This window comes from Sciscionella marina DSM 45152 (genome assembly GCF_000379465.1).
GTDB classification, from domain to species: domain Bacteria; phylum Actinomycetota; class Actinomycetes; order Mycobacteriales; family Pseudonocardiaceae; genus Sciscionella; species Sciscionella marina.
In genome coordinates, this window is sequence record NZ_KB905414.1 from 150763 (window position 1) to 173978 (window position 23216).

General features: G+C 68.3%; 23 protein-coding genes. 14 read left to right on the forward strand and 9 right to left on the reverse strand.

Annotated features, from left to right (window positions below; all coding sequences use genetic code 11):
• Position 1: 1 nt before the first annotated feature.
• On the reverse strand, positions 2-1498 hold the full coding sequence (locus tag A37U_RS0130555; RefSeq protein WP_020500479.1) for a class I adenylate-forming enzyme family protein: 1497 nt from the start codon (positions 1496-1498) through the stop codon (positions 2-4).
• Between the two features lie 60 nt (positions 1499-1558).
• On the opposite strand from A37U_RS0130555, the gene A37U_RS0130560 reads away from it, so the two are divergent.
• The 6 genes from A37U_RS0130560 to A37U_RS0130585 all read left to right on the forward strand — a co-directional run bounded on the left by A37U_RS0130560 (position 1559) and on the right by A37U_RS0130585 (position 6478).
• Positions 1559-2146 carry a 2-oxoacid:acceptor oxidoreductase family protein gene (locus tag A37U_RS0130560; protein ID WP_020500480.1) on the forward strand — a complete coding sequence of 196 codons (588 nt, stop codon included), beginning with the start codon at positions 1559-1561 and terminating at the stop codon, positions 2144-2146.
• Positions 2143-3252 (forward strand): hypothetical protein, encoded by a 1110-nt coding sequence (locus tag A37U_RS0130565; protein WP_020500481.1) that lies wholly within the window; start codon positions 2143-2145, stop codon positions 3250-3252. Before A37U_RS0130560 ends, A37U_RS0130565 begins: the two co-directional genes overlap by 4 nt.
• Positions 3249-4061, forward strand: coding sequence for a thiamine pyrophosphate-dependent enzyme (locus A37U_RS0130570; protein WP_020500482.1), 813 nt, complete (start codon positions 3249-3251; stop codon positions 4059-4061). Before A37U_RS0130565 ends, A37U_RS0130570 begins: the two co-directional genes overlap by 4 nt.
• The gene (locus tag A37U_RS46195) at positions 4058-4849 is read left to right on the forward strand and encodes a GntR family transcriptional regulator (RefSeq protein ID WP_020500483.1); all 792 of its coding nucleotides are present in this window, start codon (positions 4058-4060) and stop codon (positions 4847-4849) included. The genes A37U_RS0130570 and A37U_RS46195 overlap by 4 nt, the downstream gene beginning before the upstream one ends.
• Positions 4846-5073: a 4Fe-4S dicluster domain-containing protein gene (locus A37U_RS0130580; RefSeq protein ID WP_020500484.1), complete on the forward strand. Its 228-nt coding sequence runs from the start codon at positions 4846-4848 to the stop codon at positions 5071-5073. The genes A37U_RS46195 and A37U_RS0130580 overlap by 4 nt, the downstream gene beginning before the upstream one ends.
• Positions 5074-5143: 70 nt before the next feature.
• A complete protein-coding gene (locus tag A37U_RS0130585; protein WP_020500485.1) occupies positions 5144-6478 on the forward strand; it encodes an MFS transporter in 1335 nt (444 codons plus the stop codon).
• On the opposite strand, the gene hsaA is transcribed toward A37U_RS0130585, so the two are convergent.
• Positions 6471-7637 carry a 3-hydroxy-9,10-secoandrosta-1,3,5(10)-triene-9,17-dione monooxygenase oxygenase subunit gene (gene hsaA, locus A37U_RS0130590; protein ID WP_040589182.1) on the reverse strand — a complete coding sequence of 389 codons (1167 nt, stop codon included), beginning with the start codon at positions 7635-7637 and terminating at the stop codon, positions 6471-6473. The two genes, A37U_RS0130585 and hsaA, sit on opposite strands and share 8 nt — an antisense overlap.
• A gap of 187 nt (positions 7638-7824) precedes the next feature.
• Between hsaA and A37U_RS0130595 the strand changes: the two genes are divergently transcribed.
• Both A37U_RS0130595 and A37U_RS0130600 read left to right on the forward strand, forming a co-directional pair.
• Entirely contained in the window at positions 7825-8043 is a 219-nt protein-coding gene (locus tag A37U_RS0130595) for a ferredoxin (RefSeq protein WP_205623061.1), read from the forward strand.
• A gap of 139 nt (positions 8044-8182) precedes the next feature.
• Complete coding sequence (locus A37U_RS0130600) at positions 8183-8707, forward strand: flavin reductase family protein (RefSeq protein ID WP_040589116.1); 525 nt, start codon at positions 8183-8185, stop codon at positions 8705-8707.
• Positions 8708-8784: 77 nt separating this feature from the next.
• Here A37U_RS0130600 and A37U_RS0130605 read toward each other — a convergent pair whose 3' ends face one another.
• From A37U_RS0130605 to A37U_RS0130635, 7 genes are all read right to left on the reverse strand, one after another.
• The gene (locus tag A37U_RS0130605; RefSeq protein WP_020500489.1) at positions 8785-9705 is read right to left on the reverse strand and encodes a VOC family protein; all 921 of its coding nucleotides are present in this window, start codon (positions 9703-9705) and stop codon (positions 8785-8787) included.
• A gap of 26 nt (positions 9706-9731) precedes the next feature.
• Positions 9732-10916, reverse strand: a complete 1185-nt coding sequence (locus A37U_RS0130610; RefSeq protein WP_020500490.1) for an acyl-CoA dehydrogenase family protein — start codon at positions 10914-10916, stop codon at positions 9732-9734.
• A gap of 174 nt (positions 10917-11090) precedes the next feature.
• A complete protein-coding gene (locus tag A37U_RS0130615) occupies positions 11091-12125 on the reverse strand; it encodes a ferredoxin--NADP reductase (protein WP_020500491.1) in 1035 nt (344 codons plus the stop codon).
• Between the two features lie 61 nt (positions 12126-12186).
• Positions 12187-13344 (reverse strand): 3-ketosteroid-9-alpha-monooxygenase, oxygenase component, encoded by a 1158-nt coding sequence (locus tag A37U_RS0130620; RefSeq protein WP_026197768.1) that lies wholly within the window; start codon positions 13342-13344, stop codon positions 12187-12189.
• A 196-nt stretch (positions 13345-13540) separates the two neighbouring features.
• A complete protein-coding gene (locus A37U_RS0130625) occupies positions 13541-14398 on the reverse strand; it encodes an SDR family NAD(P)-dependent oxidoreductase (RefSeq protein WP_026197769.1) in 858 nt (285 codons plus the stop codon).
• Positions 14395-15939, reverse strand: a complete 1545-nt coding sequence (locus tag A37U_RS0130630) for an FAD-binding protein (RefSeq protein WP_205623062.1) — start codon at positions 15937-15939, stop codon at positions 14395-14397. Before A37U_RS0130630 ends, A37U_RS0130625 begins: the two co-directional genes overlap by 4 nt.
• A 152-nt stretch (positions 15940-16091) precedes the next feature.
• Positions 16092-16748 carry a PadR family transcriptional regulator gene (locus A37U_RS0130635; RefSeq protein WP_020500495.1) on the reverse strand — a complete coding sequence of 219 codons (657 nt, stop codon included), beginning with the start codon at positions 16746-16748 and terminating at the stop codon, positions 16092-16094.
• A gap of 456 nt (positions 16749-17204) precedes the next feature.
• On the opposite strand from A37U_RS0130635, the gene A37U_RS0130640 reads away from it, so the two are divergent.
• The 6 genes from A37U_RS0130640 to A37U_RS0130670 all read left to right on the forward strand — a co-directional run bounded on the left by A37U_RS0130640 (position 17205) and on the right by A37U_RS0130670 (position 23194).
• Positions 17205-18809, forward strand: coding sequence for a flavin-containing monooxygenase (locus A37U_RS0130640; protein ID WP_020500496.1), 1605 nt, complete (start codon positions 17205-17207; stop codon positions 18807-18809).
• Positions 18810-19256: 447 nt separating this feature from the next.
• On the forward strand, positions 19257-20069 hold the full coding sequence (locus tag A37U_RS0130650; RefSeq protein WP_240437723.1) for an IclR family transcriptional regulator: 813 nt from the start codon (positions 19257-19259) through the stop codon (positions 20067-20069).
• Positions 20070-20253: 184 nt separating this feature from the next.
• Positions 20254-21129, forward strand: a complete 876-nt coding sequence (locus tag A37U_RS0130655) for an LLM class F420-dependent oxidoreductase (RefSeq protein WP_020500499.1) — start codon at positions 20254-20256, stop codon at positions 21127-21129.
• 2 nt (positions 21130-21131) lie between these two features.
• Positions 21132-21602: a nuclear transport factor 2 family protein gene (locus A37U_RS0130660; RefSeq protein ID WP_020500500.1), complete on the forward strand. Its 471-nt coding sequence runs from the start codon at positions 21132-21134 to the stop codon at positions 21600-21602.
• The gene (locus A37U_RS0130665) at positions 21599-22411 is read left to right on the forward strand and encodes an SDR family NAD(P)-dependent oxidoreductase (protein WP_020500501.1); all 813 of its coding nucleotides are present in this window, start codon (positions 21599-21601) and stop codon (positions 22409-22411) included. Before A37U_RS0130660 ends, A37U_RS0130665 begins: the two co-directional genes overlap by 4 nt.
• A gap of 36 nt (positions 22412-22447) precedes the next feature.
• The gene (locus tag A37U_RS0130670; protein WP_020500502.1) at positions 22448-23194 is read left to right on the forward strand and encodes an SDR family NAD(P)-dependent oxidoreductase; all 747 of its coding nucleotides are present in this window, start codon (positions 22448-22450) and stop codon (positions 23192-23194) included.
• The last annotated feature ends 22 nt before the right edge of the window (positions 23195-23216 follow it).

A 23216-nucleotide genomic window follows, 5' to 3' on the forward strand; every position in this document is an offset into this window, starting at 1 on the left:
CTCAGCTGCCCGAACGATTCCCGCTCCCGGTGCCGGACTCGCGCACCACCGACTCGCGCACTGCGGACCGCATCACCTGCCCGGTCGCCGGGGTACGCGGAATGACCTCGGTGACGACCACCCGCCGCGGATGCTTGTAGTTCGCGAGTCCACCGAGCCCGGCGCGCAGCGTGGCCACATCCGGGACCGGAACCCCCGGCTCGGGTACGACCACCGCGCAGACCAGCTCGCCCCACTGTTCGTCGGGAAGCCCGACCACGGCGGTGTCCGCGACCCCGGGTAGTTCCCGTAAGGCGGCCTCCACCTCGGCGGGCGCCACGGTCTCGCCTCCCGAGCGGATCACTTCTCGCTTGCGGCCGGTGATGTGGATGAATCCGTCCTCATCGCGGTACCCGATGTCGCCCGAGTAATACCAACCGTCCCTGACCGCGGCCGCGGTCGCCTCCGGCAGGCGGAGATAGGAGTTCATCAGCGTCGGCCCGCGAAAGAGCAGTTCCCCGTCCGGCGCGAAGCTCACCACCCCGGTCGGAGCCGGACGGCCGACGCTGCCACGCTTCGCGTCGAGTTGCCACTCCCGCAGCCCGGCGACCGGTCCGGCCTCACTGCTGCCGTACAGGACCGCCTGCTCCGCGTTCGGAGCGCGATGGCGCAGCCGCTCGAGCAGATCGTCGCCGACGCGGGAGGTTCCGGTGTAGGCATGACGCAGGCACCCCAGATCCCCGTCCGCGGCCAGCACCCGGTCCCAGACTGCCGGAATGCAGTACATCCCGCTCGGACGGCGCCGCTCGACCGCGGCCATCATGGTCGGCGCGTCGGCCCGTTCCACGAGATGGACCGCGGTGCGGGACATCCAGGCCTCGATCACGTACTGCCATCCGCCGTAGTGGTACAGCGGGAAACTGGTGAGCAGGCCACCGTCGCCGCGGATCATCCCGCCGAAACTCGCCCCGCCGGACGTGGACCGCAGCCACGTGGCGCGGTGGCTGACCGAGACTCCCTTGGGACGGCCCGTACTCCCGCTCGTCAGGTAGATGATGTGCGGATCGGTGTCGGCGAGCTCGGTGTCGACCTCCGTGCTCGAGGCCGCCGCGGCGAGGGTGAACAGATCATCGGGTGCGTCCGTGTCCATGGTGACGACCTCGGCGCCCGCATCGCGGGCGCCGTCCCGGCGTTCCTCGTCCACGGCGACCAGGCGCGGGCGGAGATAGTCCACGATGCCTGCCGTCTCCTCCGCGCTCAGCACCGGGGACAGCGGCGCGAAGATCGCCCCGATTCGCGCACTGGCCAGAAAACCCGCCAGCGAGCGCAGGGATGTGCCCGACCACCAGCCGAGGACATCACCGTGGCGCAACCCGAGCCCGAGCAAGGCGTGCGCCACCCGGTTGGCCTCGGCGTCCAGATCGGCGAACGAGATCGTGTCATCGCCCAGCGAAGCCGCGGTCGCACGGGGTTCCAGGATCGCCGCGTTCGCCACCGTGTCACCGATCAGCAGGTTCACGTCGAGTCCTCCTCATCCGCCGGCTTGACCGGGATCTCATTTTGGATTAAAAATCAAAACATGACAAGCGCCCGCCCGGCCGCCCCTCCGGCCGAACTCCAGCTCCTCCTGATCGGGATCGGTGGCCAGGGCATCCAGCTGATCGGCAAGACACTCGCGCAGGCCGCCACCAACACCGGCAAACACGCCATGCTCGCCGCCGACTACGGCGGTGAGATGCGCGGCGGCCCCTCGAACGCCTCCGTCGTGATCGGTACCGAACCGCTGCGCTCACTGCCGATCCTGCCGAGCGCGACGGCGGCGATCGTGGCCAGCCACAAGTTCGCCGGACCGGTGCCGCAGCGCCTGCGCGAAGGCGGCCTGCTGTTGCGCAACTCCTCGGTGGTGGACAGCGGTGCGGGACGCGAGCATCACCGGGTGGTCGAGGTCCCGGCGACCGCGATGGCCACGGAGCTCGGTGCGCCGCAGGCGAGCGGGTTCATCCTGCTCGGCGCGTTCAACAGGCTGACCGGACTGGTGCCGGAGGCGGAACTCGTCACCGCGATGACCGCGCTGCTGCCGCCGTACCGGGCCCAGCACGCGACCAAGAACGCCGAGGCGCTGTCCGCGGGAGCCGCCGCGGTCGCCGGGCAGGAGGCACCGAGGTGAACACCGCCGTCGCCAAGCCATCCATGCAGTTGCTCGAAGGGGCAACGGCCATCGCCGAATCGGCCATCCTCGCGGGCTGCCGGTTCTTCGCCGGTTACCCGATCTCCCCGTTCACCCCGCTGCTCGAGCACATGTCCCGGGCACTGCCCGAGAACGGCGGTGTCTGCATCAACGCCGAGAGCGAGATCGAGGGCGCGAACATGGCGCTCGGTGCGGGCGCGACCGGGGCGATGGCGGCTACCGGCTCCTGCGGCCAGGGCCTCGCGCTCATGCAGGAGACCATCGCCGAGGCCGCGCTCAACGAGACGCCCATGGTCGTGTTCAACCTGGCCCGTAACCAGCAGGACTACTTCCAGGCGACCAGGGGCGGCGGCTGGGGCGACTACCGCACCATCGCCTTGGCGCCCAAGGACATCCCCGAAGCCGTCGAGCACACCCAGCTGCTGTTCCACCTCTCCCGGCGCTACCGGGCGCCGACGCTCCTCTACGGGGACCCGCTGCTGGCCCAGACCAGGGTCGGCGTGCACCTGCGCAGGATCGAATTCGACGAGTTGCCGCCGCAGGACTGGGCGCTGGACGGAACCGGCGGCGGCACCGGGGAATCCCGCCAGATCTGGACCTGGGCGATGGGCAAGGCCACGAATCCCGGGCTCGGGCCGGACGGACACTGGCAGCAGGTGGCCGCGAAGTTCGACCGGATCGCCGAGCTCGAACAGCGCAGCGAGCAGCGCTACGCCGAGGATGCCGACACTCTCGTGGTGTCGTTCGGCTCGGCGGCCAAGTTCATCGAACACGTCGTGGAGGAATTGCGCGCCGAAGGACACCGGATCGGCTGGTTCCGGCCGATCTCGCTGTGGCCGTTCCCCGGTCCCGCGCTGGCCGGGGCGACCGCCGGGATCAAGCGCGTGCTGGTGTTCGAGCTGAACGCCGGGCAGATGCTCGAGGATGTGCGGCAGTACGCCAGGGACCGCGACGCGATCCGGTTCATCGGCGGCGTCAGCATCCACGAATCCGGACTCTCGTACGGGCCGCTGCTCGACGCCCCGGAGATCCGTGCGCGCATTCTCGCCGCCATCGCCGAGGATTCGACAAGGAGTACATCATGACCCAGGAACTCCGGATCGTTCCGACCGACCGTCCACCGGCCGACGGCAAGGCGCGCAAGGTCGCCGATTTCCGCCCTTCGCTCATGCTCGGCGAGCACGGGCTCTGCCCCGGCTGCGGGGAACCGGTCGCGCTGCGCATCCTGCTGGAGACCCTGCAGGATCTCGGCATCGTGAACAACTCCATCGGCGTGGTCGGGCACGGCTGTTACGGCAGCTTCGTCCGGATCATGGACGTCGACGTGTTGCAGTGCCTGCACGGGCGGGCGCCGTCCTGCGCTACCGGGATCAAACGGATGCGCCCGCAGACCGCCGTGTTCACGATGCAGGGGGACGGCGACATGGTCAACGAGGGACTGCAGGAAGTGCTGCACACCGCGGCACGCGGGGAGAACGTCACCGCGATTCTGCTCAACAACGGGGTGTTCGGGGATACCGGAGGACAGCAGACCGCGACGACCGTACTCGGCCAGCGCACGAAGACGAGCATCGAGGGGCGCGACCCAGGACTGCACGGGCATCCGATCCCGGTCGCCGATCTGGTCGCGAGCCTCGACGGCGTCGGCTATGTCGCTCGCGGCGCGGTGGGCACAGCCGGATCGATAGCCCGGACCAAGCGAATGATCCGCGCCGCTTTCGAAAGCCAGCTCGCCGGTGAGGGATTCAGCCTCGTGGAGATCCTCACCATGTGTCCCACCGGCTGGTTCGTCGGCGCCCCACAAGGTCCGGACTACCTCGCGGAATCGATGGAGCAGGTCTTCCCGCTCGGCGACCTCCGCGCCCGGCCGAAGCCGTCCGGAGCAGGCGCATGACCGGGTACGAGGCGGGCCTCACCCCCGCGCAGGCCCGGTCGCGCCTGGTCCGGGTCAAGACCAGTGACGCGGTCGCCGACAACGTGCTCGACCTGCTGTTCGCCGGAGAACTCCGCCCTGGTGACCGGATCGACATCGATGGCCTCGCCGAGATGCTCGGGGTGAGCAGGGCTCCGGTACGCGAGGCCCTGGTGATGCTGGAGCGTGACGGGCTCGTCGAGATCCGGTATCACCGCGGCGCCTTCGTGGCCGACCTCGACGCCGCGGCGGTCCGGGAGAGTTTCGAACTCTACGGACTACTGACCGCACTCAGCAGCAGACGGGTCGCCGAACGACGTGATCCTGCCGTGCTGGAGGCGCTGGACACCGCGATCGCCGAGATCGAGGAGGCCGATTCGGTCGACGAGTTCGAGATCAAGGCGCGCGAGTACCGGCGAATCGTCAACCGTGCCTTCGCCGGAAGCAGGCTGCGCGCCGTACTGCGCACCTTCAGCGGACTCGTCCCCGCCGCGTCCCGGTTGACGATGCCCCGCTCGATCGACCGCGAACGCGACCTGCTGCGCGCCGAGCACGCGGCGATCGGACGTGGTGATCCGGACGCGGCGACCGAAGCCGTCGTCGAACACATCTGGATGCTCGGCGAACTGGCGGTGCAGACACTGCGGGAGCGCGAGGTGATCGGCGAGGAGGAAGACGAGGACGCGGACCGGCGCGACCATGCCGAGATCGCGCGGACCCTCGACGTGCTGGAGTCGAAACGCCGAGCACGGAAGGGAGCGGCGAAATGAACCAACCACGGGGAACGGTGGTCATCGACACCGAGCGGTGCAAGGGCTGCGAGCTCTGCATCGAGGCGTGCCCACCCGATGTACTGGTGATGTCGACCGAGGTGAACGAGACCGGCTACCGCTATCCCCTGCTGCAGTCCGGGTGTACCGGCTGCACCGCCTGCCGGATGGTCTGCCCGGACCAGGTTTTCGAGGTCTACCGGTTCGACGCACGAGGTGCCTGACTCGCCGGATGGGCACGCGCCACACCGGCACCGGCGAGCTCCGAACGAACTGCCACAAAGGAGTGCAGTGATGTCTTCGGTCGATCCCCGGCTGGTGTCCGCATCCACCGGGAACGAGCACTTACACCGTCCGGGCGCCAGGACTTTCCTCGCGGTGAATCTGGGTAACGCGCTCGAATGGTACGACTGGTCGATCTTCGCGGTTTTCGCCGTCTATTTCGCCGATGACTTCTTCGGCAACGGCGATGGCGTCTCCAGTCTGCTCTCCACATTGGCGACCTTCGCGGCCGGATTCGTGATGCGCCCGCTCGGCGGCCTCGTCTTCGGCCGGATCGCCGATCGCCGTGGCCGCCGCGGTGTCCTCGTCCTGACGATGATGATCGTCGCCGCGGGCAGCATCCTGCTCGCGCTCAGCCCGACCTACCGGCAGATCGGACTGGGTGCCTCGGTGTGGCTGCTGGTGCTCCGGTGCGCACAGGGCTTCGCGCACGGCGGTGAACTCGGCGGGGCCTACACCTACATCGCCGAGATTGCTCCCGCGGCCAAGCGCGGTCTGTGGGGCAGCACCGTGACGATGTCCACCGTGGTCGGTACGGTGCTGGCGACTCTGGTCGGCGCGCTGCTGCGGACCGGGATCAGCGAGGAGCAGATGGGCGCGTGGGGCTGGCGGGTTCCGTTCGTGATCGGCGGGCTGCTCGCGCTACTGGGCCTGTGGCTGCGCCGGGGCCTGCACGAGCCGGAGGTGTTCACCCGCTCCGCGGAGACGGTCGCGGCGGACCGGCGCGTCACCGGGCTGTGGGCACACCGCGGCGCGCTGCTGCGGGTCGTGGCCATCGTGGCGGGCAGCACGATGATCAACTACGTGTGGTCGGTGAACGCACCCGCCTATGCCATCAGCTTCCACGGCATGAACGACACCGCGGCGCTGTGGGTCGGCATGGGAGCCAACCTGTTGTTCCTCAGCACGCTTCCGTTGGCGGGCATGATCTCCGACCGGTACGGCCGGAAGTTCAACCTGATCGTCTGGGGTATCGGCTCGGCAGCGCTGGCGTTCCCACTCTCCGCGTTGCTCGGCCCCCATCCGATGAGCCTGCTGCTGGCCATGATGCTGGCCCTGGTGGTGCAGTCGTTCAGCGGGAGCATCCAGGTCGCCCTGTTCGCCGAGCTGTTCAGTACCCGGGCCAGGGCCGCGGGTGTCGGTCTCGCGGTGTCGATCTCCGCCGCGATCTTCGGTGGTACGGCGCCGTATCTCGACTCCTGGCTCACCGCACGGGGCTTTCCGGAGGTGTTCACCGGATACGCGGTCGTGCTCGCACTGATCGGCATCCTGGCCCTGGTGCGCATGCCGGAGACCAAGGGCATCGATCTGGGCGTCCACAGTGGACTGAGCACACGGCTCAGATGAGATTGTCCTCCACGGTGAACCCGAACTCGCCGCGGCCGTACATGGCCAGTGCCCGCTCGACGTCGTTGGCCACGTGCACGCTGCCCGCGTGCGCGTCCCGCCAGGCGCGTTCGATCGGGTTGCCGCGCCGCAGCGAGTTGCCCCCGGCCATCTTGAACAGGATGTCGATGGCCTCCAGCGCGCGTTCGGTGCCGCGCACCTGGTCCCGCCGGGTGCGCAGGCGCAGCTCCATCGGGATCTCGCGCCCGCCGAGGGCGCATTCGTAGAGCTCGCGGATGTTGCGCTCCTGCTGCAATACGGCGGCGTCGACCTCCGAGGCAGCCCTGGCCACCGCCACGTGGGCGAACGGGTCGTCGACGAACCGGTCCCCTCCGTAGCTCAGGCGCACCCGGTCGCGCAGCACGGTGAGGTAGTCGCGGTAGCAGCCGGTCACGATGCCGATCAGCGGCGCGGTGACCGTGGTGGTGAAGATCGAGGCGAACGGCATCCGGTACAGCGGCCCGCTGTTCACCCGCTGGCCCGGCCCGCGCAGCTGGACCTGGTCGTAGTTGCGGATGCAACGGTGCTCTGGGACGAAGGCGTTCCCGACGAGGATGTCGTCGCTGGCCGTCCCGCGCAGCCCGGTGGCATCCCAGGTCCGCTTGATCGTGTAGTCGGTCCGGGGCACCAGCACGCTGAGCACATCCACCGGCCTGCCGTCCTGCCCGAGCACACAGGCGCCGAGCAACGCCCAGCTCGCATGCCCGCATCCCGAGGAGAAGCTCCACTGCCCGGACAGCCGGTATCCGTTCTCCCCCACCGGTTCGAGCCAACCGACCGGAGCGTAGGCCGAGGACACCAGGGTGTCCGCGTCCTGCCCCCACACCTCCTGCTGGGCCCGCTCGTCGAACAGCCCCAGTTGCCATGGGTGCACACCGAGCACCGCGGTGATCCAGCCGGTGGACCCGCAGGCCGCGGACAGTTCGCGGACCACCTGGTAAAACTCGACCGGGTTCGTTTCCATCCCACCGAACCGCTTCGGCTGCAGCATCCGGAACACGCCGGCGGCCTTCAGCTCCGTCACGGTCCGTTCGGGCACCGCCCCCTCGGTGTCGGCGTCCGCTGCCCGGGACGCGATCCCCTCGAGCAGTTCGCGCACCGCTTCCCTGACCTGGTTCATCGACACACTCCCAACCGCACCGCCGCCATAGTGGGCCATCCGCCGACGCCGCTGCCAGGTTTCGTCCCGCCCACCGGGAACCGAGCCCCGTACATGCCCGGTCGGCGCTACCGTAACCGCCCTCGGTACAACGGAAGGGATCGGGACGATCGTGATTCGTGAGGACAATCGGCTGGCGGACCTGCCCATGACGACACTGTCGTGCCGCACCTGTGCCGCCGAGGTACTGGTGCGCAAGGCCAGCTGGCAGCAGACCAGTATCCAGTGGGACTGCACCGCATCCGCGGCCTGCCTCGAACGGCAACGGCACCGGGAGAAGGGTGTGCCGTTCGCGGCCTGTACCGCACTCAGCGAGTCGATCTCCCGCGCGGCGGTCTCCGGCGAGTTGGACATCGCTCAGGAGTAGGCCACCGCGCTCGCCGGAAATCCCGGTCAACGGGACGTTTCCGATCCGGTGGGGACCGGCGCAGCGACTCTCCGGACCAGGAGGTTGATCAACGGGATGAGCACCCAGCACGGCTCCCGGCGGATCTAGCGTGGACCCCATGACCGTTTCGAGAACCGTGCCGTCGCGGAGTGAGACCGCACCGACACCACACACGATGCGCCGGGCGATGGGCAATTTCGCGACCGGTGTGACCGTCGTGTGCGGCCTCGACGAGGACACCCCGGTCGGCTTCGCCTGCCAGGCCTTTGCCAGCGTCTCACTCGAACCGCCGCTGGTGCTGTTCTGCGCGGACCACCGCGGCCGGGCCTGGCCGCTGATCCGTGCTGCCGGGCGGTTCAGCATCAACGTGCTCGCCGAGGAACAGGACGAGCTCTGCGCACGGTTCGGAACCCGTCAGGGCCGGAAGTTCGACGGCCTGCCCTGGCAACGATCCCGTTGGGACACACCCAATCTGCCCGGGGTGCTCATCCGCGCCCACTGCGCGGTGGACGATGTCCACGTGGCCGGGGACCACGATGTGGTGATAGGGACCGTGCTCGAGATCGAGGAGCCCGGCGCGCACCGGCGTCCGATGGTCTTCCACCGCGGCGGGTTCGGTATCCAGGACGAGACCGGCAGCTGACCGGCCTCCGACGGGGCCGGGCAGCGTTCCGGCCCGGCTCACTGGCGAACAGCGAGCCGGGCCGGATGTGCGGATGATCAGTCGTCCGCGCTCAGTGTCGCCAGCGGTTCGGCGGCGGACCAATCGTGGCCCCAGTAGGAATCCGCGGTGATCTCCTCAGCGGTGTAGGAATCCTCGTCGACCAGCATGCCCTGGGTGCCGTACTCGATGTCCCAGCCACCGGGGGCCCGGACGTAGAACGAGACCATCTTGTCGTTGGTGTGCCTGCCAAGTGTCGAGGAGATCGAGAACCCGGCACCGCGCACCCGGTCCAGTGCCCTGCCGACCGCGTCCAGCGAGTCGACCTCGACCATCAGGTGCACCACACCGGGCGCACCGACCTGCTCGGCGGGCAGCACCGCGAGGCTGTGGTGGCGCTGGTTGACGCCCATGAACCGGATCCGCGGCGCGGCCCCATCGGCATCCGGCGGCCCGGCCTTCATCGCGCCGCGCGGCAGGAAGCCGAGAACCTCGGTGTAGAAGGAAACCGTCTCCTGCACCGCCGTGGTCGGCAGCACGATGTGCCCGAGCCCCTGTGCCCCGGTGACGAAGCGCTGCCCGAGACCGGTCAGCAGTGGGGAATGGTCGAGCACCGGGCCGAAGAAGACCTCCACCTCGACCCCCGCCGGGTCGGTGAAGGTGATGGCCTGTTCCACGTCCCTTGCGGCCGCCTCGGCGGGTGAGAGCTGCTTGACCGCGATACCCGCGGACTCGACCGCCCGGCCGATCGCGGCCAGTGCGAACTGGTCCCGCGCTTCCCAGCCGACGGCCAGCACCTGGTCGAGGACGCCGGGCAACACGCTGACCCGCGCCGCGCGCTCATCGACCCGCAGATACAGGCCGCCCGGCTCCGGTCCGCTGCCTTCGGCGAACCCGAGACAGTCGATGGCCAGCTCCCGCCACCGTTCGATGTCGGCCGTCTGCACTTTGACGTACCCGAGACCGCGAATTTCACTCATTGCGTTTCCCCGTTCGGATTGTGTTTTCAGATCATGACCCGCAACGGGCCAGGGGGTGGCTCGATGTCCAGTCCGCCGAGCGCCGAGGAATGGAACGCCGCGCCCGGAACGTGCACCGCGTGCACCATGCCCATGTGCGCGTCCCGCCAGAAACGCTGGATCGGATGGTTCATCCGCATCCCATTGCCGCCGGAGCGATCGACGATCTCATCGAGCGCGCGCACAGCCCGGCGCGCGGCCTGGATCTGGGTCCTGCGCCCCCGCGCCCGCTCGGCGAAGCTCGGCCATTCCCCGGCCGCGGCCCGGTCGTAGAACCACTTGATGTTGTCCAGCAACGCCGAACGGGACGCGGCGATCTCCGCGGATGCCTCACCGACCGCGTAGAGCACATAGGGGTCATCGCGGATCTGGGTCCCGGTGACCTGCACACGGTTGCGCTGATAGGCGAGGTGATGGGCCAGCGCGCCCTCGGCCATCCCGATCACCGAGGCGGTGATGCCGAGCGGGAACGCCTGGGTGAACGGCATCCGGTAGAGCGGATTCGTCAATCCGGCCTCGGCCGCCGCTTCCCCGCAGGCGACCCGATCGTAGGTGAGCACCCGGTAGTCCGGGACGAAGGCGTCCTCGACGAGGATGTCCTTGCTCCCGGTCCCGCGCAGTCCCACGACATCCCAGGAGTCCTCGACGATCCGGTAGTCGGCGCGCGGAATGAGCACGTGCATCTGCTCCACTTCGGGCAGTGGCTTGCCGTCCGCATCCCCGATCACCGCGCCGAGGAAGAGCCAGTCGCAGTGGTCGGTCCCGGAAGAGAACTGCCAGTGACCGCTGAAAAGGTAGCCGCCGTCCACCGGACGCAGCACACCCATCGGAGCGTACGGCGAGGCCATCCAGGTCTCCTGGTTCTCGCCCCACACCTCCTCCTGCACCCGCGGATCGGCCATCGCCAGCTCCCAGGGATGCACCCCGACGACGCCGGCCACCCAGCCGGAGGATCCGTCCAGCGCGGCCAGCCTCATCACCGCTTCGGCGAACTCCACCGGGTGGCTCTCCGAACCGCCGTACTTCTCCGGCTGCTGCATCCGGATGATGCCGGAATCCCGGATGAGACGGGCTGCCCTGTCGTCAAGGCGGCCCAGCTTCTCGTTGCTCGGGCCGAGCTCGGCGATCCGGTCCGCGTTCTCGTTCAGGAACTCGATTGTCTTCTGGCTCATGCCATCCCCAACTCCGTTGGTCTGCTGTGGATCTGGGCACACACGAGTCCGGGCACGGTCTCGGTGAGTTCGTCTTCGACGGGATTCCCCGCTCCCGCCTGGAATCCTGTCAAGGGCGGGGGCCTGGGCACCCGGCGGCTCTCGCCGACCGGGAGAGTGATCGCGTCCCGGTGCTCATTCGTCATAGCTGACCCGGAGGTGATCACTCAGCGGGACGGACTGGCAGGCCAGTACGATGCCGTCGGCGAGGTCCTCGGGTTCGAGTACCTCGTTGCGCAGCATCTCGACTTCCCCTTCCAGGACGAAGCAGGCGCAGGCACTGCAGTTTCCCTCCCGGCAGGAGAACGGCGCGTCCACACCGGCCTCCAGGAACGCGTCCAGCATCCGCTCGCCCTTCGGGCAGGATACGGTCTGTGTCTCGCCTTCGAGCTGTACTTCCACGGTGGCCGAGGGGCCGCTGTGGTCGAGTGCGGACCGCGGCTCCGCGAAGGGATCGGTGTCCAGCGAGAAGAACTTCTCCTGGCGGACGCGTTCGGCGGCCACACCGGCGGCGGCCGCGGCGGCGGTGACCGCGGCCATGTAGGGCTGCGGTCCGCAGACGTACATCTCGCGGTCCCGGTACGGGCGCAGATGCTCGCGCAACAGCTCCATCGAGGGCAGCCCCTGTACCGATTCCAGCAGATGCACCGTGTGCAGCCGGTCCGGGTGTTTTCCTTGCAGGGCGAGCAGTTCCTCGCCGAAGATCACCGACTGCTCGTCGCGGTTGGCATAGATCAGCGCCACCCGGCCGGTGCCGCCGTGCAGCACCGACTTGAGGATCGACATCATCGGGGTGATGCCGCTGCCCGCGGCGACCAGCAGCAGATCCGCGTCCAGCGAGGACGGCGTGAACATTCCCGAGGGCCGCAGCACTTCGAGCTCGTCGCCGACGTTCAGGTTGTCGCAGAGCCAGTTCGAGCCATACCCCTCGCCGGTGCGTTTCACCGTCACCTGCATCGGCTCGCGGAGCAGTGGCGAACTGGACAGCGAATAGCAGCGCGCCGCCCCGCCCTCCCGATCGGTCGGCACGTTGATCGTGAGGAACTGGCCGGGGCGGTAGCTGAACCGCTCGGCATCACCCTCCTCCGGTTCCAGCACGATCGAACGGGCGTCCTCGGTCTCGGCACGGATCGCCGCGACCCGAAGCTTGTAGGAATGTGTCACCGACATCCGGCGTCCTCGCCCCGGGCGGGCCCGATCGGCTCGCCACCGTGCCGGTCGAGTACAGCCGTCATACGCCGACTGCCTGCTGCTTGGCGAGGTTGTCGGCCACTTCCTGCTTCCAGGCTTCGATGGCCTTCGAGGTATCGATCTCGAATTCGAACCGATCGGTCATCTCCGGGGTCACCTCGGCGGCGTCCACATAGAACTGTTCGTACCAACGGCGCAACTGATAGACCGGACCGTCCTCCTCGCACAACAGTGGGTTGTCGATGCGCGCCTTGTTCTTCCAGATCTGCACGTCCTGCAGGAACCCGGCCTCGACGCCCTTGGCCATCGCCTTGGCCATCGACTCGGACTCCTCGGTGGGCATACCTTCCGGTTTCTTCACTCGCAGCCCGTATTGCAGGATGAAGCTGTCCTTGGTCACGGGGTAGTGGCAGTTGATCAGCACCGTGTCGACCATGCCTGCCTCGAACTCGTAGCTCAGGTAGTCGATCATGTAGGATGGTCCGTAGTACGACGCCTCGGAGTACTGCTTGAGCAGCTTCGGCATCGGCTTTCCGTCCTCGTCCACGTACATCAGCAGATCGTCACGCTGATGCCCCTCGTAGTACTGGGTGGCCACGTGCCCTTCGAACACATTGCGGCAGGAGGTCGGGAACGCACCGTGCACATAGAAGAAGTGCGCCATGTCGACCACGTTGTCGATGATCTCCCGGCAGTTGACGTTGACCAGGATCGGTTTCCACAGCCAATCGGTCCACTCGCCTTCCTCGAGCCCACGGATCGCGGGCACGGCGAACTCCTCGGGAGGCTGGTTACCCTCCGGGTCGTTCCAGACGAACAGCAGCCCGTCGCGCTGCATCGTCGGCCACGCCTTGGTCCTGGCCCGCAGCGGCACCCGGCGTGAGTACGGGATCTGCTTGCACCGTCCGTCGCCGCCCCAGCGCCAGTCGTGGAACGGGCAGGCGATCTCGTTGCCCCGCACGGATCCCTGGCTGAGGTCGCCGCCCATATGCCTGCAGTAGGCGTCGAGCACGTTGACGGTGCCGTCCTCGCCCTGGAACACCACCAGTTTGCCGCCGAACGCGTTGATCGTGTGCGGCTGGCCATCGCCGTAGCTGCTGGCCAGCCCCAGGCAATGCCAGCCACGAGCGAATCGTGTGGTGACCTCGGTGGCCTCAATGGAACGCACTTCGGCGTCGTTGGCATCGACAGCTGACACGTCGACCACGGTCCCTTCCTCATCGAACAACGGAGCCTCACTGAACACCGGAGATCATCGACGTTAATCGGGCCGACGGAACCCGATCCCGCCCGATCCTGCTGACCGGGACACCATCCGCAGGCTGCGCTGACGCCCGCCGGACAGCGGTCCGCGCCCGGTGCGGCCGGGGAATCCGCCCGATCGACGGAACACGTCAGTCGACGACCACAGAGCTGTACTCGGGTGGCGGCGCGAGGAACCGGCGATTCGAGACGGGTGCCTTGCCGTCCACGTCGAGCACGCCGAGTTCTTCACCGAGCTCGGCGCCGACCAGCACCCGGCCGGAGTAGGCCATCCGGTCCGGGGAATCGGCCAGCGCAGCGATCACCCGGCCGGTGAACTCCGGAGATTCCGCCAGCCCGGCCAGTTTCCCGTAGCGCTCGTTCCCCGCGGCAAGCACAGCCTCGGTGCGTTCGGTGCGCAGCAGCCCCATCCAGACCGACACCGCCGCCACACCGTGCGGCCGCAGATCGTGCGCCATATCGTGCGCCATCTTGTCCACGCCGGCCTTCACCGCACCGTAGGCGGGACCGTGCATGTAGCACATGCCGCCGAACGCGGAGGTGTGCACCAGCAGACCGGCCGGGCTCCGGGTCAGCAGCGGTGCCCCATAGTAGCCGGACACGTAGCTCGACCGCAGTCCGACATCGAACATCCGTTGCATGGCAAGCGGTTTCCGCCAGAACGGTCCCGGATCGACCAGCTCGTCCGGGACGATGAACGCGTTGCTGACCAGAATGTCGAGCCTGCCGTGTGCCCGCTCCACCCGGTCGAACAGCGCGGCCGTCTGCTCGTCCTCGGCGTGGTCGCACACCACCGGGATGCCGGTGCCGCCCCGGGCGCTGATCTCCTCAGCCGTCGCGTAGACGGTTCCCGGCAGCGGGGCGGCCCCCTCGACCTCGGTGCGCCCGGTGACGTACACGGTCGCCCCGGTCGTGCCGAGCGCCAGTGCGATGCCCTTGCCCGCGCCGCGGCTCGCACCGGTGACCACGGCCACCCGGTCGGCGCTCATCGCCGCTGCGCCATGTGCAGCGCGGCGAGATGGCTGAACACCATGGAGGAACCGATCGGGTTGCCACCGCCGGGGTAGGCCGTCCCGCTCACCGCGGCCATCGAGTTGCCCGCCGCGTACAGTCCCTGGATCGGCGCGCCGGAGACGTCCAGCACCCGCGCGTCCGGATCGGTGCACAGCCCGCCTTTGGTGCCGAGATCCGAAAGCCCGAAGGCCACCGCGTGGAACGGCGGCTGCTCGATGGGCACCAGCGGCGACCGGTCACCCGTGAAGAATCGATCGTAGGGCTCCTCCCCTCGCCGGAAATCGGTGTCCACCCCGGACTCGGCCATCCGGTTGAACCCCCGCACGGTCGCCGCAAGCCGATCGCCGGGCACGCCGATCCGATCGGCCAGCCCGCCGAGAGTGGCGGCGCTGTGCCACAGTCCCGCCCGCTCGTAATCGGAGGACTCACCGAGCGGGACGCTGGTCGACTGCACCGGTGGCCGTGCGCCCGACCGGTCGTCGTAGACCATCCAGAACGGCAAGCGGATATCCCCATCGCGCAACCGGTCCAGCACCACACGGCCGATCCGGTCGTAGGGCAGCGACTCGTTCACGAACCGCTCGCCGTGCACGTCGACGAAGATCCCGCCGGTGAACCAGAGGGAAAACGTGGACCGGCCGTCGGGATGCGTGATCCCCGGCGACCACCACGCCTCGGACATCAGATCGGTGTCCGCGCCGAACTCGATCGCAGCCTGGATCGCCGCACCCTGATTTCCTTGCGGGGCCATCGAATCCCGTGCCGCGCCGGGCACTCCGTACCGATCGCGCAGTCCCTGGTTGCGTTCGAATCCACCGGAGGCGATCAGCACCCCGCGTCGTGCACCGATCCGCCGTCTCCCCTGCCCCGTCGAGACCAGCGCGCCCTGCACAGCCACACCGTCACCGAGCAGCCCTTCGCACCTCGCGGCCGTGCGCATGGTGACGCCGTCGCGCCGGGAAAGGGCCAGCAACAGCCTGCCGAGCAGCGACTGACCGCCGATCAGCTCGTCCGGGAGCGGCACTTCACCGCGATCGCTCGGCAACGGTGGACGCAACCGTTCGCGCAGCGAGCCGAGCCGTGCCGCGGGCATCGACGGAGCCATGATGTGCCGTCCGTCGCCTCGTGCCTTCGGCGCGGATCCGTAGTAGTCCGGCCACGGATACTTGCGGAACTCGAAGGCGTCGTCGCTTTCCAGGTAATCGATCAGCCGGGGCCCGTTGTCCAGATAGGCATCCTGCAGCGCGCGCGGGGTGCGTTCACCGACGACCGCGCGATAGTAGGCTCGCGCATCCTGTGGCCGGTCGTCATCGCCCGCGCGGCGCAGCGCCGCGTTGCCCGGCAACCAGAGCCCGCCGCCGGAGTAGGCCGTCGTACCGCCGAAGTACTCGGTCGACTCCACGACGAGTACCGAGAGTCCTTCGCGTGCCGCGGTGTAAGCGCCGGTCAGCGCGCCGCCCCCGGAACCGGCGACCACCACGTCGTATTCCTCGTCCCAGGCCCGTTCAGACATCATCGGCATACCGTTCCGGTCGCTCTCGGCAGGATGCGGCGCGCCCGCGGCGGCCCGCTTCCGGACATGCTCGCCCGCGAGCCGAGCCCGGTGGCCGGTCCATCCCACTCATCAGGACGGCCGCTCCCCTGCCTCTATGGCGGCGGTCGGTTGCTTCAGTGACCACGCCTGCGCAGTTCGCCCGCGCTGCGCGGTTTGGGCTTCGCCGGCCCGCCGGCACGTCGCTTCGACTGCGCGGCCAGCAGCTCGTCCAGCTCGGCCAGCATCAGATCCATCCGGTCCCGCTCGTCCGCGTAGTAGCGCTCGGACCAGCGCAGCACCAGCTCGGGAAACGCCCAGTCGGGCTCGGTGGCTGCGCCCTTGGCATCCGCCTCGGCGTACCGGCGCAGTTTCTCCGCGCGCTCGCGATGAGCTGCCAGCCGCTCGCGGAGCGAATCGGGGGCGCCGAGGTGTCCGAGCCACATGCGCAGCATCACGCTGTGTTTGAGCACCACCGGTTCCAGTACGGATTCGTTGGCCCACCTGGCAAGCGCGGCCGCGCCGGGTTCGGTGATGGAGTAAAGCCGCTTGTCCCGCGCGTCGTTCCTGCTGACCACCCGCGAGGCGGTGTAGCCCAATTCCTCCAGCTTGCGCAGCTCGGTATAGATCTGGCTGAACGACGGCGACCAGAAGAAGAACTGCAGGCTCCAGTCCGCCCACTTCTTCACGTCGTAGCCGGAGAGCTCCGAGCCGAACGAGAGCAGGCCCAATACCGCCCAGCTCGTGGTTCGCAACGCCGGGAGCGCTTCGTCGTCGGTCCGCTCGGCTGCCATAACTGCACGATATCTCGCCTCACCAATCGTCACCGCGGTCCGGTCGGGCACGTGCGCCGCCACCGATCGGTCCGTTCCGGCGGCTTCCGGCGACTGGTCGTGAGTATACCTATTAGGTATAGTCGCCTCAGCGGGTGTTCTCGCCGAAAGGGAGTCGCGTGCACAACGAAGTCATCGGTCCGCCGCCGGAGCCCGCGGGCCGTCCCCCACCGGTTCGGCAGGCGGATCGGCCCTGTTCCGGGCAGACCCCGGCCGCGCTCGGGCAGCCGCCCGATCCCTGCCGGTCCGTTTCCGGCACCGGCACGCACGCACACCCGGTCGCCGGACCGGCGCACCCCGAAAGGTCCTTCGCCCGAAGGATTTCCGGACCTTTCCTACGCACCCGCGGCTGATCTCTCGACGGCAGCGCCGTGCGCAGCTTTCACCGATCCCCGGCAAGGCCGAAGGAGCACGTACATGGAGCAGAACGATCCCGTCGACGTCCTGGTCATCGGCGCCGGATTCGCGGGGATCTACGCGGTACACGCCGTCCGCGAAGCCGGTTTCACCGTGCGCTGCCTGGAGGCCGGCGCCGGAGTGGGTGGCACGTGGTATTTCAACCGCTATCCGGGCGCGCGCTGCGATGTGGAGAGCATCGACTACTCGTATTCCTTCGACGACGTGCTGCAGCAGGAATGGAAATGGAGCGAACGGTACGCGACACAGCCGGAAATCCTGGCCTATATCAACCACGTCGTCGAAAGATTCGGCCTGCACAGGGATATCCGGTTGAACTGCCCGGTGGTCGCGGCACATTTCGATGAGCACGTGACGATGTGGCGGGTGCGGGCCGAGTCCGGAGAAGAGCACTCGGCACGCTATCTCTTCTGTGCCACGGGATCGCTTTCCGCGGTCAACAAACCCGATATCCCCGGCATCGACCGCTTCCGCGGCCGGATGATCCACACCGCACGCTGGCCCGAGGAGGGAACCGGGTTCGAGGGTATGCGAGTCGGGGTCATCGGGACCGGATCCTCCGGTATCCAGTCGATCCCCATCCTCGCGCGCGAGGCCGAGCACCTGACCGTCTTCCAGCGCACCCCCAACTGGAGCGTGCCCGCGTTCAACCGTCCGCTGACCGAAGCCGACCAGACGCGCATCCGCGAGGAGTACCCACGGCGCCGCCGCGTCTCCCGGGCGAGCAGCGGCGGATCCGTGCACGTTCCACAGCCGAAGAACGCGGCCGACTGCACACCGTCCGAGCGGGAGCAGGCGCTGGAACGCGGCTGGCGCACCGGCGGCGTGTTGTTCGGCAAGACATTTCCCGACCAGTACACGAATCTCGCCGCCAATGGCTATGCCAGCCGGTTCGCCGAGCGCAAGATCCGGGCGGTCATCGACGATCCCGCCACCGCGGATATCCTCATCCCGAAGAACCAGCCGATCGGAGCGAAACGCATCTGCACCGATTCCGGTTATTACGAAACCTTCAATCGCGCCGATGTGAGCCTTGTCGATCTACGCGCCGAGCCGATCCGCGCCGTCACGGAAACGGGTATCGAAACGGACCGGTCGCGGTTCGAGCTGGACGTGCTGGTGTTCGCCACCGGTTTCGACGCGATGACCGGTGCACTGAACCGGATCGATCTCCGTGGCGCCGGCGGAAGACGCATCCAGGATGCGTGGCAGGACGGTCCGGTGACCTACCTCGGCTACCAGGTGCCGGCGTTCCCGAACCTGTTCCTGCTCAACGGACCCGGCTCCCCCTCGGTGCTCGCCAATATGGTGCTGACCTCGGAGGCACAGGTCGACTGGCTGGTGACGCTGCTACGGACCGCACGGCAGCAGGGCACGAAACGAATCGAGGCGCGTTCCGACGCCGCGGAGAAGTGGACGACGCGGATCGACGAAGCTGCGGAGGAAACCATATTCGTGCATACTGATTCCTGGTATCTGGGCTCGAATATCGCCGGAAAACCACGCCGTTTCATGATGTATCCGCTCGGCCTCGGCAACTACCGGAAAAGCTGCGATGAAATTGCGGAAAACGACTACGAAGGGTTCATGTTCGACGGACACTGAGCCATCGGCCGGTACAGCTCCATGAGCTGCGCCGGGCATGAGGAAGCTTGCCCTACCACGAAAGGGAGGAACTCAGTATTCTCGATAATCGAGCACGCGCTTGATGATGACATCGTCACCGAAGGAGCTGACCGTGTCACGCACATGCGATACGAACCGGAAACCCGTTTCCGCCTGCGGCACCGACGGACACGAAACGGGTCTGCGGGCGCTCCACGGTGGCACACACGAGAACGGCGACTCACACAGCGGAACGCACCCGCCCGGCGCCCCGATATCCGCTTGCGCCGCGGGGCGAACGGCTGCGCTCGGGTACACACGACCGGAGGAGAGATGACACCAGTTTCCGCGGCGATAGCATCCGCAGCCACGACATCCGATCCGCCCGGGCCTGCCGAACCGGCCCGGTCCTCCGATAGCGCCGTGCCGCAGTCCATGTTGGAGCGCATGACCCTGATCATGAACTGCTTCTACGGCAAGGCGGTTCGGCACAGCATCGAGGATGTCGCCCGGGCGACCCAGCTGCCCCGCTCGACCACGCACCGCATCCTCGTGGATCTGGTCCGGCTCGGCTGGCTCACGCAGACACCCGCGGGCTACGGCATCGGCAGCAGGGCACTGTCCTTCGGCAGCGACGGCGGATACGGCGGGCTCCGCAAGGCCACCGCACCGCTGCTGCACGATCTGGCCATGCGCACCGGCATGGTCGCCCATCTCGGTGTCCTGGTGGACGCCGAGATCTACTACCTCGACAAGGTCGGCGGGCGGTTCGCGACGAAAGTGCCTTCGCAGGTCGGCGGCCGCGCACCGGCACACTGCACCGCCCTCGGGAAGTCCATGCTGGCCTGCCTGCCGCCCGAACAGGTCGACCGACAGCTCGCCGGCGGCCTCGGCAGGCACACCGAGCGCACGATCTGCCGCCTCGACACGCTGCATCACGAGCTCGGGAGAATCCGCGGGCGCAACGGGATGGCCTTCGAACGCGGCGAATGCTCTCCCGCCGTGGCATGCGTGGCCGTGGCGATCCGCTCCGCGGACGGCCCGGTCGGCAGCATCTCGTTGTGCGGCGAGGCGGGCACGCCACTGGAGCGGATCGCACCACTGGTGGTACAGGCCGCCAGGGAAGCGACCCATGATCTGTTCGGTCCGGCGCGCAAGAACACGGCGGGGCGCAAACATCCGCCCGAGCTCGGGCCTACCTGGTCGGTCGAGGCGATGAACGCGTTGCTCGCGATCGGCTCCGGGCAGGACTGGATCTAGCGCCGCCGCACCGCGGACACGCATCGATCGGCAAGGCGGATCCGGCCGCACGAACGTCGCTGCGGCACTTCTGTCCAGAAAGGACAGACGAGGCAATACCTCATGCTCCGAAGCAAAACGATGCGATCTGTTGCCAGGCAAGCGATAGCTTTGCAAACCACTGTCCACTCGGTACGATCAGCGGATGCGCTATGCGGTCATGGCCCCCGTATCGGCCGGTGTCACGGCGGACCCGGATTGGATCGGCGGGTTCGCCGAACACGCGGAACAGTGCGGCTTCGAGTCGTTCGTCGTGGTGGAGCACGCGGTGGTCGTCACCGGATACGAGAGTGTCTACCCATACGACCGGTCCGGCAAGATGGAACTCGGTCCCGGATGCGACATCCCCGACCCGCTCGATCTGCTTGGCTTCCTCGCGGCGCGAACGAGCAGCATCGGTCTGGCCACCGGAATCCTCGTGTTGCCCAATCACCATCCGGTGGTGCTCGCCAAGCGGGCCGCCACGCTGGACGCGCTCTCCGGCGGACGACTGCGGCTGTGTGTCGGCGTCGGCTGGATGAAGGAGGAAATCGAGGCCTGCGGCACCGATTTCACCACCCGGGGCAGACGGGCGGACGAGCAGATCGATGTCCTTCGGGCGCTCTGGAACGGAGACAGCGAGCACGGCGTGAGTCACCACGGCGAGTTCTTCGCCTTCGACCGTGCGGTGACCCGGCCCATTCCGGCCCACCCGATACCGGTGCACATCGGCGGACACAGCCTGGCGGCGGCGCGCCGCGCGGGGCGGAGGGGGGACGGCCTGCAGCCGCTCGGTGTCAGCGGGGAGAAACTCGCCCGGCTGGTGCGCGTGATGCGCGAGGAGGCCGAAGCCGCCGGGCGCGACCCGGACGCGCTGGAGCTGACCCTCGGCCACGGCGTTCCGGCGGTCACCGTGGAGAAGGCCGAATCGCTTGCCGCCCGCGGGGCCGACCGGATCCTGCTCGCCCCGACACCTACCGAGGATCTCGCCGCCGCGAAGGACGAACTCTCCGCCTGCGCGCAACGACTGGCGCTGCGCTGAACATGCGACCGACAAGTGCGGACCACCTCGCTCTCACCGATCTGGTCGCCCGGTACGGCGCGCTGGTCGATGACCGTTCCCCGGCTGTCGCGGACCTGTTCTGCCCGGACGCGGTGCTCGGCTTGCCCGAGCCTCCGGAGAGCCTGGAACCGGTGGCCGAGCACGAGGGACGGGCCATGATCCGGGAAGCCCTTGGCGCACTCGGAGATTTCCCAGTCACTCAGCACGCCCTGGTCGGCTCGGTGTTCGACGATGGAGCGGCGCAGGGCGAGGCGACCGGGCGCATCGCGTGCATCGCGCACCATGTCCGCGAGCGCCCGTCCGGCGAACTCGGCCGCATCACCTGGCACCTGCGCTACCTGGACCGGTACCGGCACACCGCACAGGGCTGGCGGATCGCCAGCCGGGCCGTGCACATCGACTGGATCGAGACTGCCAGACCGCGCGGCTGGCGGATCGGCGGGCAGCGGTGAACCGGCGGGTCTGTGTCGTCACCGGGGCAGCCGAGGGCATCGGCACGGCCATCGCCCGGCGGTTCGCCGCAAGCGGGGATGTCGTGGTGCTCAACGACGTCGACGCCCGCGCGGCGGAGCTGACCGCGCAGCGGATCGAAGGCTCCGGCGGCCACTGTGTGCTGGCCTGCGGGGATATCACCGAGGAGCCGGTGGTCGCCGAGGTCGCCGAGACCGCGTTGGCGGTCGCGGACGGGCGGGTGGACGTACTGGTGAACAACGTCGGCGACTTCCGGCCCGCCGCGTGGACCTTCCTGCACTCCACACCACAGCAGTGGCAACGGCTCTACGAACTCAACCTGTGGCACGTGCTGGCACTGACCCACGCCTTGCTGCCCTCGATGGTCGAGCGGGAGCAAGGCGTGATCATCAACAACTCCACCGTCGAGGCGTTCCGCGGCATCCCGGGCAAGGCCGTCTATTCCGCGTTCAACGCCGGGGTTTCCGCGTTCACCAAGAGCCTGGCGGTCGAGGTCGGCCAGCACGGGATCCGGGTGAACGCCATCGCCCCGGATCTCGCCGACACACCGCAGACACCCGCGGCGGCGATGCTGCACGGTCGGGATCCGGACCTGATCCGCACCTGGGTTCCGCTCGGCAGGTTCGGTGATCCGGACGACTACGCGGCGGTCGTCGAATTCCTGGCCTCGCCGCAGTCCTGCTACCTGACCGGACAGACGATCCCGGTCGACGGCGGCACCCTGGCCGCTTCCGGCTGGTACGGCAGGGCCGACCGGAAAGGCTGGACGAATCTGCCCAACGAGGCCTGAACCCGGCTCCGCTACGACATCGGCGAAGGAGACCACATGCGCAAGCAGCTCGAGTTCGGATTCACGGCCGGGGATCTCGTGCTGATCACCGGTGCGGGCAGCGGCATCGGCCGGGCGACCGCGGTCCGCGCCGCCGAGCTCGGACTCTCCGTCGCGGCCTGGGATCTCGATCAGCCGGGCGTGGCGCAAACCGCTGAACTGATCACGCGCGCCGGTGGCCGTGTCCTGCCGGTTCTGGCCGATGTCGGGGACGCCGCGGCCGTGGAACGCGGATTCTGCGCCACCCGGCGGGAATTCGGTGAGATCCGTTACCTGGTGAACAACGCCGGTCCTTCCTCGGCAAGCGAGATCGAGTTCGATGCGGGTGTCCGGATCGCCGTCGGCAGCGTCCGGCGGATGACCGAGACCTGGCTGAGCGAGCCGGTGCCTCCCGGCGCCGCACTGGTCAACATCGCCTCGGTCGCCGGGAACTTCCTCGGCACCGCCTCGGACTGGTACTCCGCCTCGAAAGCGGCCATCGCGGGCTACACCAGGCATCTGGCCGGCTACCGCAGCGACGAAGTGCGCAGCAACGCGGTCGCCCCCGGCATGGTGGACACCCCGCGGCTGCGGGGTTTCGCCGCGAGCGAAGTGGGGCAGCGTTCGCTGCAGCTCAACCCGATGGGCCGCATGGCGGTCGGCGATGACATCGCGTTCGCGATCCTGTTCCTGCTGTCCCCGCTCGCCACCTACATCAACGGAGTAGTGCTCCCGGTCGACGGAGGCTGGCTGATCGCCCAGTAGCCGATCGTCCGGTCGTCCGGTT